Origin of the sequence: Streptomyces sp. 8L (assembly GCF_020176795.1) — a bacterium.
GTDB lineage: Bacteria > Actinomycetota > Actinomycetes > Streptomycetales > Streptomycetaceae > Streptomyces.
In genome coordinates this window covers 1-11,274 of record NZ_JAIUKE010000380.1, presented here as the reverse complement: position 1 = coordinate 11,274, position 11,274 = coordinate 1, and the positions used below count along the sequence as shown (strand labels likewise).

The window sequence follows — 11,274 nt, the reverse complement described above, 5'->3', positions numbered from 1 at the left end:
GCCCGGCCCCGCCGCCTCCTCGCCGTCCCCTCCGCGCCGCGCGTACGCGCCGAACAGGACGGCCGTGAACACCGCCGCCGCGCCGAGCAGCAGGAGCCGCGACACCAGCGCCGCGCCCTCCTTGGTGCCGAGGACACCCTGGAGCCCGCTCAGGTCGAAGACGTCCGCGAGCTTCCCCGACCCGGTATAGGGGGTACGCAGCAGGAGCAGCGCGAGCGTCGCCGCGGTGAACGTGATCCAGCCGCCGGTCACGAGCCGTTGCAGCGGCCGGGCCGAGGCGCCCCGCGGCCAGCAGACCAGGACGAAGGCGGCCCCGCCGACGAGCAGCACGAATCCCGCGTACGAGAAGTACCGCGCCGCCCCGTACAGGACGCCGACGATCCCGCCGCCCGCGCTCTGCCCGCTGACCTTGGCGGACGTCTTCGAGGGCGCGCCGACGGAGAAGGTGAAGGCGCCCGCGACCGGGTGGGTGTCGGCGGACACCGCCTGCCAGGCGACCGTGTAGGTGCCGTTCGCGAGGCCGGAGCGCAGCGCGATCCGGTAGCTCGCCGTGGACTTGGTACTGACGTCGGTGATCGCGCCGGTGTCGACGCGCTTGCTGTCGGGCGTGAGCACCCGTATCGCGTTCTTGCCGAGCGAGACCTGCTCGGAGAACGACAGGGTGACCGCCTTCGGCGCGGTGGCCACCACCGCCCCGTCCTTCGGGTCGCTCCCGGTCAGCGCGGCGTGCGCGGACGCGGTGCCCGCGAACACGGTCAGCACGGCCACGGCGAGTACCCCCACGAGGGTCAGCAGCCGCAGCAGCGGTGTCGCGGGCGGACCGCCCGGGGCGCGCCCGCGCCCGCGGGCGGGGCGCGCTGCGGCGGGGACGGGCGGGGCGATGGCAGCACTCATGGCGTCTTGAGTCCCTCACTCACGGCGTGGCGGGCGGCTGGAAGTTGGCCGCCTTGACGGGAACGGTGACCTTGATCGCGCCTGTCTTCTTGAAATGCAGGTCCAGCTCGACGCTCTGGCCCTGCTTGGGCGGGTGCTTGACCCCCATCAGCATGATGTGGTTGCCGCCGCGCGCGAGGTCCAGCGAGCCGCCGGGCGGTATGTCGAAGGACTTCACCTCCACCATCCGGTTGTCGACGGTCTTGTGGATGGAGACGCTGTCCGAGAGCGGGCTCGTGACGGAGGTCAGCTTGTCGTCGCCCTTGCCGGAGTTGTGGACGACGAGGAACCCGGCCGCCAGGTCGCCGACGGGCTGCGGCATGTACGCGCCGCTCACGGCGAGCTTGGGCGCGCCACTGCCCGCGGGCTTCGCGGCGGCGTCCGACGTCCCGCCGCCCGAGCACGCGGTGAGCGCGAGCCCGGCGGCGACCAGGGCGGCCGCGGGTGCGACGCCCCGCAGCAGCGTCACGGGCCGCTTCCGGGACGCCTGGGCCACGGCCGGCGCCTGGGCCCCGGCTGATGCAGGGGCCCCGGCTGGTGCGTCGGTCACAGCTGATGCGGAAGTCACAGCTGGTGCGTCGGTCACGGCTTCTCCCCCTTGATGATCTTCGGGAGGGCCTTGGCGTAGTCGTCGGACGTCGTGTCGTCCCCGTACAGCAGGTAGCCGCCGTTCGTCTTCGGGGAGAAGGCGATCACCTCGGCGCCGTGCGTGGAGACGATCGTGCCGTCCTTCTCCTTCTTCGGCGGGTCGATGCCGATGCCGAGCGTCTTCGCGCCCGCCTGGATGGTCTTGAAGTTCCCGGTGAGGCCGATGAACGACGGGTCGCCCGCGGCCGGGAGCCACTTGCCGAGTTCGGCGGGGGTGTCGCGCTCGGGGTCGGTGGTGACGAACACGACCTGGAGCTTGTCCTGCTCCGCCTTGGGCAGCGATTTGCGGGCGATGGCGAGGTTGCTCATCGTCAGCGGGCAGATGTCCGGGCAGTGCGTGTAGCCGAAGTAGAGCAGCGTCGGCTTGTTCCTGGTCTCCTCGCGGAGGTTGAACTTCTTGCCGTGCGTGTCCGTCAGGACGAGGTTCGGCTTGGTGAAGGGCGGGTTGAGGACCGTGGCCGAGCCGGGGGTGCTCCCGCCGGAGACGTCGGCGACCGACTTCGGCTTGGCGGCGCTGTTGTCGCCGCCGCAGGCGGTGAGGGTGAGCGCGGCCACCGCCATGAGGGCGGCCGCCGCGGTGAGCGTCTTCTTGCGCATGAGGTCTTTCCTGTGGATGTGCGTGAGTGGGGGACCGGGCGCGCGGGAGCCGTACGGATACGGGCGCGGACCGCTGTGCGGAGGCGGGCCGGCGCGCGGCCGGCCCACCTCCCGCGGGGCCTCGCGCGGCCCCGTACGGCGACTGCCGTGCTGTCGGGGCCCGGAGTCCGGGGTCCGGGGTCAGGCGCTGCGGCGCCGGCCGACCAGCAGTCCGTACGCCACGCCCGCCGCGCCGATCACGATGCCGACGATGCCGAGCACGCGCGCGACGTCGTCGGTCCCGTTGGACGAGGCGGACGACGCCGACTCGGTCCCGCCGCTCTTGGCGGTGGCCGCGGTGGCGGACGGTCCCGGGCCGCCGCCGCGCCCGACGCGGAGCCGTCGGCGGCAGCAGCGGTCAGTTTGAGGACGGGCGCCGGGTCCTCGGGCTCGGGCGCGCCCGGCTGCTGCGTCTCGATCCAGCGCACGACCTCCTTGTTGGAGTACGTCTGGAGGGCCTTGAACGAGAGCTGGTCGGTGTCCGTCGGCAGCGTGCTGAGCGAGACGGGGAACTGCTGGAACTGCCCCACCGGGATTCCGGCGCCGCTCTGCGCGGTCCAGGTGACCTTGGAGACGGCCTCGGTGACCTGACTGCCGTGCACTTCGATGGGTTTGGCGAGCTTCGAGGTGGTGACGTCGATCTTCCAACCCGGTACCGGCTCCGGCATGACGGAGGCGAGCGGGTGGTCGGTCGGGAAGTTCACTTCGAGCTTGGTCGTCGTGGCGTGGTCGCGCTCGTTCGGGACCTTGAAGTCGACGACGGCCGAACCGCCCTTGGCCGCGTCGCCCTGCGGCTGCACGGTCACATGCGCGGACGCGGTGCCCGCGAACAGCAGCACGGCGCCCGCGGCGACGGCGCCGCCGATCGCGAGCCGGGCCGCGCCGGTCCTCTTGCGGGCGGCGGCGGTGGACTTCTCCGCCGCGAACGGGCCTGCGGCGGGCTTCTCGGCCGCGAACTCCTCGGCTGGGAACACAGAACACTCCGGGGTGTGAGGTGGTACGGGAGCCGCGTGCGGTCGCACGTCGGCAGCACGACGCCACCCCGTCCGCGACGGGCGGACACCGAGGGGGTCGTGTCAGGCAGCGAGCGCGAGTGCGGCCGGCGGACCGCGCCTGATCACCGTGTGCTGGAGTGCCACCGCCGCGGGCGCGGGCGGTATGCCGTACGCGGACGGTGCGGGACGCCGCCGTACGGCCCGCGCACCGGGCAGCCCCGCGAGCAGGTGCCGTACGAGCGTGAGCGCGGCGCGCAGGGCGCGCAGCCGCGCGGCGTCGGTCAGGGTCTCGGTGACCTCGCCGAGCCCCTGGGTGCCCTGCGCGGAGAGCTGGACGATGCGCAGCAGCGCGAGGTCGCCGCGGCGCAGCAGCCACCCGGTGGCGAGCGCCGCGAGCAGGTGGCCGAGAAGCATCGGCAGGGAGGGGAGCAGCGCCGCGATCCCCGAAGGGCCCGCCATGCCGCGCATGGTGGCCATCCCCGACATGCCGGGCATGCCCTGCATCCCGATCGGAGCGCTCTGACCGGTCGGACCAGTCAGGCCGGTCATCCCGGTCAGGATGCCGAGCAGGCCCGAGGCGCCCCCCGAACCCGTACCGGCCCCGCCGCCCGTGCCGCCGCCCGACGCCGCGAGCACCGCCGCGGGCCGGATGCCGGCGTCGTGCAGAACGCGCAGCGCCTGCGCGTGGCTGAGCGGGCCGGGGCCCCCGCCGCAGACCAGGGTGGCGGCCGTGCGCACGATCGCGTCGCCGCCGCTACCGCCGCCCGCCGTCCCCGCGGGCGCCGAGGCGCGCTGCTGGGCGAGCCCGAACAGGGTGTGCAGGCCGAGTTGGCCCACCGTCAGCGCGGCGACGACACCGGCCGTCGAACGCGTACGGCCCGCCAGCGGCGCCGCGACGGCGAACACCGCGAGGAACCCGGCCGCCACCGCCCACCAGGGCACGGACGCGCAGGCCGCCATCGTGTGGCCCACGGCGGACAGCACGGCGCAGACCGCGGCGAACACCGCGGCCCTGAGCAGCCGTGCGCCGAGGGCGCCGCGTGCGACGGGTTTCATGGCGGCCCCATCATCGCACCGGGCACTGACACGCGGTGGGGCAGGTCCGCGATGTCACGCTCTGCCCCTCGCACCGCATACACCGCTCACCGCCGGGCACGCGTCCGCCGAACGAGCGCTTTACCACGGGACGCGGGCTTACGGAAGGCCGCGAGCGGCAATACGTACCCGTATGTCGAGCCGCGGCCAGGAGGCTGGAGCAGCGGCCAGGAGGCTGGAGCATGAGCATCTGGTGGTCTCTGCATCTGCGGCGCGAAGCCGCCAGCGTTCCTCTCGCGCGCCGTCTGCTACTCGGCGCCATGGACACGGCGGGTGTCGACCCCGACATCTCCTTCGACCTGTCGGTCGCCCTCACCGAGGCCTGTGCCAACGCGGTGGAGCACGGCGGGAGTGACCCGGCACACAGCGGGGGCTACCGCGTCACCGCGTACCTGGACGGCGAGAAGTGCCGTATCGAAGTCGCGGACTCGGGGCCGGGGTTCCCGGTCAGACGGGTGGTCAGGAGCCCGGCGCCACCGCCGCCCGCCACGGCGGAGAGCGGCCGGGGCCTCGGTCTCATCGAGGAACTCGCCGACCACGTCCACTTCAGGAACGGGCCGGACCACGGAGCCGTGGTCAGCTTCGACAAGATCCTGAAATGGCGGGAGGGCGCCCTGCTCGGAGCGATGTGATCGCCGAGCGGAGCGCCCTCTCGCGTTGCTGCCCGCGTGCGCGGCGGGTCAGGCGCCGCGCAGGGCCGCCATCCAGGTCTCGACCTCGGCGGAGGTGCGCGGCAGCGCCGCCGACAGGTTCCGGTTGCCGTCCTCGGTGACCAGCAGGTCGTCCTCGATCCGGACGCCGACGCCCCGGTACTCCTCCGGCACCGTCAGGTCGTCCGCCTGGAAGTACAGGCCGGGCTCCACCGTCAGGCACATGCCCGGCTCCAGCGTGCCGTCCGCGTACGCCTCGCGGCGCGCGGCGGCGCAGTCGTGCACGTCGAGACCGAGCATGTGGCCGGTGCCGTGCAGGGTCCAGCGGCGCTGGAGGCCGAGTTCGAGCACCTTCTCGACCGGGCCTTCGAGCAGGCCCCACTCGACGAGCCGCTCCGTGAGGACCCGCTGCGCCGCGTCGTGGAAGTCGCGGTACTTCGCGCCCGGACGGACGGCCGCGATGCCGGCCTCCTGCGCGTCGTACACGGCGTCGTAGATCCGGCGCTGGAGGTCGGTGAAGCGGCCGTCGAAGGGCAGGGTGCGCGTCACGTCGGCGGTGTACAGGGTGTGCGTCTCGACGCCCGCGTCGAGCAGCAGCAGGTCGCCCGAGCGCACCGGGCCGTCGTTGCGCACCCAGTGCAGCGTCGTCGCGTGCTCGCCCGACGCGCAGATCGAGCCGTAGCCGATGTCGTTGCCCTCGACGCGGGCCCGCAGGAAGAACGTGCCCTCGATGTAGCGCTCGCCGTTGGTCTCGGCCCCGGCACGGTCGAGGACCTTCACGACGTCCTCGAACCCGCGCACCGTCGAGTCGACGGCCTTCTGCAGCTCGCCGACCTCGAAGTCGTCCTTGACCGCGCGCGCCTCGGACAGGAAGACCCGCAGCTCCTCGTCGCGCTCGGCGGTCACCTTGTCGGTGAGCGCCGCCTCGATGCCCGCGTCGTGGCCGCGCACGGCGCGGACCGGGCCGGCCGCCTCCGCGAGGGACCCGGGCAGCTTCCGCACGTCCTTCGCCGGGATGCCGAGCAGCTGCTCGGCCTCGGCCAGCGAGTGGCGGCGGCCGACCCACAGTTCGCCCTGGCCGTGCAGCCAGAACTCGCCGTTCTCCCGGTCGGAGCGCGGCAGCAGGTAGAGGGTGGCGGTGTGGCCCGCGGGGCCCTCGGGCTCCAGCACCAGGACGCCGTCCTGGGTCTGGTCGCCGGTGAGGTACGTGTACTCGGTCGACGCCCTGAACGGGTACTCCGTGTCGTTCGAGCGGGTCTTCAGGTTGCCCGCGGGCACCACGAGACGCTCGCCGGGGAAGCGCGCGGAGAGCGCCGCGCGCCGGGCCGCGGTCCGCTCGGCCTGGGGGATCGGGCGCAGGCCGCGCAGTTCCGTGTCGGCCCAGCCGCTCTTCATGTTCTGCGCGAGTTCGTCCGACACGGCGGCATACAGTCCGTTCTTCCGCTGCTTGATGGGCTTCTCGTCGGCTTCCGCCTCGGCGTCGGGCTGCACCCGGCTGCGCTCGTCGGACACGTCTTCTCCTCGCTACGACCACCGGCTCTCTGGTGCGACACCGGTCAGGACCATCGTAAGGAGCAGCACATGTGTGCGGGGGCGCGGAAGCACCGGCTGTGAGAAATCCGTCGGTACGGGCGCGGCGCGCCCCGGGCGGGCGCCGTCCGGCGGGCCGGATCTCAGCCGTCGAAGCGGACCGCCAGCACGACGACGTCGTCGGCGGCGCCCGCGTCCTGACCGGCGTCCATGTCCTGACCGGCGTCCACTCCCGCGTCCGCGAGCACGGTGCGTACGACGTGGTCCGCGACTGCCTGGGGGTCGTCCCGTACCGCGGCGGGCACGCTCGCCGCCGCCGCGTGCAGCCGCGCGTACGCCCGGTCCATCGGGTCGCGGGTGCGCCGCAGCAGCCCGTCCGTGTACAGCAGCACCGTTTCTCCCGGCTCCGGGCTGAGCTCCACGCTCGGCGCCTCCCAGCAGCTGAGCATGGTGAGCGGCGCCGAGAGCGTCGTCTCGACGTACTCGCACCGCCGGTCGCCGACGATCAGCGGCGGCGCGTGCCCGGCGCCCGCGAGGACGAGCCGGCCTGCGGCGGGTTCGGCGTACGCGAACAGCGCGGTGACCGTGTGCGCCGGTTCGGTGAGCGTGAGCAGCAGCTCCAGGTCGGACAGGACGGCGACCGGGTCCTCGCCCTCCATCACCGCGTAGGCGCGCAGCGACGCCCGCAGCCGCCCCATCGCCGCCACGGCCGCGGAGCCCGAGCCGCTCACGGACCCGACGGAGAGGCCGAGCGCCTCCTCGGGCAGCGGCAGCGCGTCGTACCAGTCGCCGCCGCCGCGCGGCCCGGCGCGGTGGCAGACACCGAGCCGTACGCCCGGCACGCGGGGCAGGCGCGCGGGCAGCAGCTCCTCCGCCACGGCGGCCAGCCGCGAGCGGGCGCGCTCCAGCTCGATCAGACGGGCCAGGTGCTCGCCCGCGCAGCGGGAGTAGAGGCCCACGAGGTGGCGGCTGCGCTCGTCGGGCTCGGCGGGTTCGTCGTACAGCCAGCTGACGGCGCCGAGCCGGCGCGGCCTGCGCCCGGCGGGCTCGCCCGCGGTGTTGGTCTCCGGGTCGGTGACGAGCGGCACCGCGTACGTGGCCGCGTAGCCGAGGCGTACGGCGACGTCCCGGTGGCGCGGGTCGAGCGCGGGGTCGGCGAGCAGGTCGGGGCAGGCGATCGCCTCGGGCCTCGGGGGACCTGCCGGTGCGCCGCCTTCGGCGCCGCCGGGCTCGTCGGCGCCGGCACGCGGGTCCATCAGGTCGAGGAGCGCGCCGTGTCCCGTCGCGGAGCGCGGCACGGTCTCCAGGTGGCCGAGATCGGACCCGGACAGGCCGAGGCCCACGGTGGTGCAGGGGCCGAGGCCGTCGGCGGGGTCGAGGACGACGAGGCCGCGCCGCGCGCCCACCAGGGCGGCGCCGGCGCGCAGCAGCTCGCTCAGGGCGGCGTCGAGGCGGTCGGTGCGCGCCAGCCGCTCGGTCAGTTCGTGGAGGGTGGTGAGGTCGGAGACCCAGCCCGCGAGCCGGTCCTGGATGAGGGCGACGGGCGGCGCCTGGAGGTCGTCGAGGGGTGGCGCCGTCGGGGCGGGAGCGGGAACCAGTGCATTGATTCCGGCCACTTTCGGTACACGGGAAGCGCTCATGGCAGCCGATCTTCCGGGCGGTGCGTTTCGCTCAATAGCATCGCGAACCCCCATGTCATTCTGCGCAGTCAGCAATGTACCCACATGTACACGCACAACTCGGGCAATGTCCAGCATGGAGCCGCTCCCTCGGCGGATCTCCGGCGCTGTCGCGAAGTTGGCCGAAAAAACTCCCCCCTCTCTGGTTTTTACGATCGACTGAGGGTGCTCAAGAGGGTTTTTTTCCGGGGTCCGAGGGAAGTCGGCGACCCCGGGGAAGCGTTCTCCCGAGCGTCATTCCGTACGCGATGGGTACGTAAAAGGTGACGGACAGGGGCAGTTGGGGCCCCGCGGAACCTCGCGGCAGCAGTCCGGCGTCTGACAGTCGGGGACCGGGCCGCCATCCGTCCCCCCGGAGTGGCGAGAACCACGCACCAGCACAGCGGGACGGCAGCAAGCGCCACGCGCGCGCCACCACTCGCCGGACGCCAGGTCCGCCCACCGCACCGCGTGCGGGGCGCCTCCCTCCCGGCGGCCCGGGGCGGCGACACGCTGGCTGGAGACGAACGCACGGCTGTACGCGCGACTGTACGCACGACGAAGCGATGCACACACATGCACACATACGCACGCACCTGGTGTCAGTCAGTGTCATGTGGACTCGGCGTTCAACGGAAAGGAACGAGCGCTCATGCGCGAGATCCTCGGAAGGCGACGCAGGCTCCGGTTCCGGCGCAAGGGGATGCCTGCCCCACTCGATACCGCGCTCACCTACTCCGCGTGGAGATGGCCCGTGCTGCCCGGCGCGGGCCTGAAGGCGACCGGCGGACGCGGCACCCGGGGCACGGGCTGCTCCTGTCCCGACCCCGAATGCGTCGTGCCGGGCGCGCACCCCTTCGACCCGGGGCTGCTCGCGGCCACGACGGACGAGCGCATGCTGCGCTGGTGGTGGACGAAGCGGCCGACAGCGCCCGTCGTCCTGGCCACGGGCGGCACCGCGCCCTGCGCGGTGAGCCTGCCGGCCGTCGCGGGCGCCCGGGCGCTCGCCGCGCTCGACCGGGCGGACGTGCGGCTCGGGCCGGTCGTCGCGACCCCGACGCGCTGGTCCGTCCTCGTCGCCCCGTACGGCCTGGAACGCCTCGGTGACCTCCTCTACGCCAAGACGTGGGTGCCGAGCTCGCTCCGCTTCCACGGCGAGGGCGGTTACCTGGTGCTACCTCCCTCGGAGGTGGCGGGCGGCCGGGTGCGGTGGGAGCGTGGCCCGCTGCCGGGCTCCGCGACGCCCTGGCTGCCGGATGTGGAAGCCGTTGTGGACGCGTTGGTTCAGGCCGGCACGAGTGCGCCGGACGGCGGCAGCAGACTCGCGTACTGAGATGTTCTGAGATGTACTGAACAAAATTCAATTCCACGCGTATGGCCGGGCGGGCGGGACATGCGCGGAAATTCACCGAAAGCCGCGCCGGCCGCGTCCGCGCCCCACCGGGCCGGACGGCGGCGGCGGGCCCCCGCCGTGACGCAGGTCGGCGTGGTGCGGGGGGAGTTGGCGTCGCGGCGGGTGCGCCGCGGGCGCTCATCGTGACCTTGGTGAACCACTTCGGGAAGCCGCAGGTAAACGCGCGTAAACCGGAGCAATGGCCGAGACGGGGCCAGGGAACGCAAAGGCCCGGTCGCTGGCGACGGGGGATGCACCAGCGACCGGGCTTCTAGAACGGTAACAAGAGATCGGCCGTTAGCAAATTCGATCAGAGATTTCGGGCCGCCTCATTACCGGGAACTACTGGGCTCACCGTGGAACGGTGTGACGGGTATCACTCCACACCGCCCCCTCCGCACCGCCCGGCTCCGGTCTTCGTCGCTCTGCGTCAGTTCAGTGTCACCTGGCGGTTCGTCAGGCCGCCCCGAGCCCTGCGCTGTTCCGCCGTCAGGGGAGTGCTGTCGGCGAGCGCCTCGGCCAGCCGCTCGGCGAACGCCGCCGCCGGCTTCTCGCACTCCTCGGCGCCCATGGCGCTCGGCAGGTCCCACACCGGGACCGTCAGCCCGTGCGCCCTGAAGGACCCGACGAGCCGGGTGCCGTCGCCGAGGGACGACGCGCCGGCCGCGTGCAGCCGGGCGAGCGCGTCGAGCAGCCGCTCCTCCTCGTGCGGCATGACCCACCGCAGATGGTTCTTCTCCGGCGTCTCGCACCAGTACGCCGCCTCGGAGCCGGACAGCAGGACGGTCGGGATCGCCGCGGCGTTCGCCCGCTCCAGGGAGGCGGTGACCTCCGGTGTGGCGTTCTCCGCGTCGGGCACCCAGAACTCGAAGCCCGGGTGCACGACCGGCGAGAACGTGGCGGAGGGCTCCAGCAGGTCCTGGAGGCGGGGCCCTTCGGCGTCCACGCGCCGCGCCGCCACAGGGTTGCCCGGCTCGGCGGCCAGCGCGCGCAGCAGGGTGTCCCCGAGGTCGCGGCTCAGGTCGCCGGAGGCCGTGTCGTTCTGGAGGGCGAGCAGCACGGAACCGTCGTCGCGGCGCAGCGCGGGCCACGCCATCGGCAGGACCGTCGCCAGCGTCACGGACGGCACCCCTTCGGGCAGCCCGTCCTTCAGCGTCAGCTCCGCCGTCGCCGCGGGCACGAGCTCCCGCATGGCGACCCAGTGCGGCTCCCCCGCGAGCCCCTCGAACGGGCGATGCACCAGCTCGGTCACCGCGTGCGCCGCCTCGCGCCCGTGGCACGCCTTGTAGCGGCGCCCGGACCCGCACGGGCAGGGCTCGCGGGCCCCGACCACCGGGATCGGTCCATCCTTGAGCTGCGCTTTCTTCTGCTTCTTGGCCATGGTGGGGCGTCTCCCGGTCGCTGCGGCGGTGCGAATGCAGACGGCGAGCCTAGCCCCTGCGGGCACGGAAGGGCCGCGGACGGCGACGGTCCGCTGAGAGGGGTGACGGGGCGGAGAAGCCGGAGAAGCCGGAGAAGGCTGACAGGGGTTATGGGCGGTTACGAGCGCGGCAGGGCCCTGAAGGGATGCGCCGCCGTCTTCGCGGCGGGGGGGGCGGACGTGCGGGCGGGGCGCGCCCCCCCCCGCCGCCCGCCCCCCCGGGCCTAACCCCGCGGCCGCGACCCCGGCCACCCCCCCCACGGGCGTGGGCCGGGAGGCGGCCCTGAGCCAGTACCGGGTGAGGGATCGCGCCGCC

At 73.6% G+C, this 11,274-nt stretch carries 9 protein-coding genes and 1 pseudogene; 2 read left to right on the top strand and 8 right to left on the bottom strand.

Features of this window, described 5'->3' with window-relative positions:
• The 5 genes and pseudogenes from LCE31_RS27580 to LCE31_RS27560 all read right to left on the bottom strand — a co-directional run.
• Positions 1 to 894, bottom strand: an 894-nt coding sequence (locus tag LCE31_RS27580; RefSeq protein WP_225018886.1) for a copper resistance CopC family protein, incomplete at its 3' end; no start/stop codon positions are given.
• Between the two features lie 19 nt (positions 895 to 913).
• Positions 914 to 1,429 carry a copper chaperone PCu(A)C gene (locus tag LCE31_RS27575; RefSeq protein WP_225018879.1) on the bottom strand — a complete coding sequence of 172 codons (516 nt, stop codon included), beginning with the start codon at positions 1,427 to 1,429 and terminating at the stop codon, positions 914 to 916.
• 86 nt (positions 1,430 to 1,515) lie between these two features.
• Positions 1,516 to 2,178 carry an SCO family protein gene (locus LCE31_RS27570; protein ID WP_225018877.1) on the bottom strand — a complete coding sequence of 221 codons (663 nt, stop codon included), beginning with the start codon at positions 2,176 to 2,178 and terminating at the stop codon, positions 1,516 to 1,518.
• A gap of 180 nt (positions 2,179 to 2,358) precedes the next feature.
• Positions 2,359 to 3,083 (bottom strand): annotated as a pseudogene (locus LCE31_RS27565) (YcnI family copper-binding membrane protein).
• Positions 3,084 to 3,293: 210 nt separating this feature from the next.
• Positions 3,294 to 4,268 carry a hypothetical protein gene (locus LCE31_RS27560; protein WP_225018875.1) on the bottom strand — a complete coding sequence of 325 codons (975 nt, stop codon included), beginning with the start codon at positions 4,266 to 4,268 and terminating at the stop codon, positions 3,294 to 3,296.
• 221 nt (positions 4,269 to 4,489) lie between these two features.
• Between LCE31_RS27560 and LCE31_RS27555 the strand changes: the two genes are divergently transcribed.
• Positions 4,490 to 4,939, top strand: a complete 450-nt coding sequence (locus tag LCE31_RS27555; protein WP_225018873.1) for an ATP-binding protein — start codon at positions 4,490 to 4,492, stop codon at positions 4,937 to 4,939.
• A gap of 48 nt (positions 4,940 to 4,987) precedes the next feature.
• On the opposite strand, the gene LCE31_RS27550 is transcribed toward LCE31_RS27555, so the two are convergent.
• Together LCE31_RS27550 and LCE31_RS27545 are read right to left on the bottom strand one after the other, a co-directional pair.
• Positions 4,988 to 6,469 (bottom strand): aminopeptidase P family protein, encoded by a 1,482-nt coding sequence (locus LCE31_RS27550; protein ID WP_225018871.1) that lies wholly within the window; start codon positions 6,467 to 6,469, stop codon positions 4,988 to 4,990.
• 161 nt (positions 6,470 to 6,630) lie between these two features.
• Positions 6,631 to 8,244 (bottom strand): PP2C family protein-serine/threonine phosphatase, encoded by a 1,614-nt coding sequence (locus LCE31_RS27545; RefSeq protein WP_225018869.1) that lies wholly within the window; start codon positions 8,242 to 8,244, stop codon positions 6,631 to 6,633.
• Between the two features lie 553 nt (positions 8,245 to 8,797).
• Between LCE31_RS27545 and LCE31_RS27540 the strand changes: the two genes are divergently transcribed.
• Complete coding sequence (locus tag LCE31_RS27540; protein WP_225018868.1) at positions 8,798 to 9,478, top strand: bifunctional DNA primase/polymerase; 681 nt, start codon at positions 8,798 to 8,800, stop codon at positions 9,476 to 9,478.
• A gap of 490 nt (positions 9,479 to 9,968) precedes the next feature.
• On the opposite strand, the gene LCE31_RS27535 is transcribed toward LCE31_RS27540, so the two are convergent.
• Positions 9,969 to 10,919 carry a DUF5926 family protein gene (locus tag LCE31_RS27535; protein ID WP_225018866.1) on the bottom strand — a complete coding sequence of 317 codons (951 nt, stop codon included), beginning with the start codon at positions 10,917 to 10,919 and terminating at the stop codon, positions 9,969 to 9,971.
• Positions 10,920 to 11,274 lie beyond the last annotated feature (355 nt).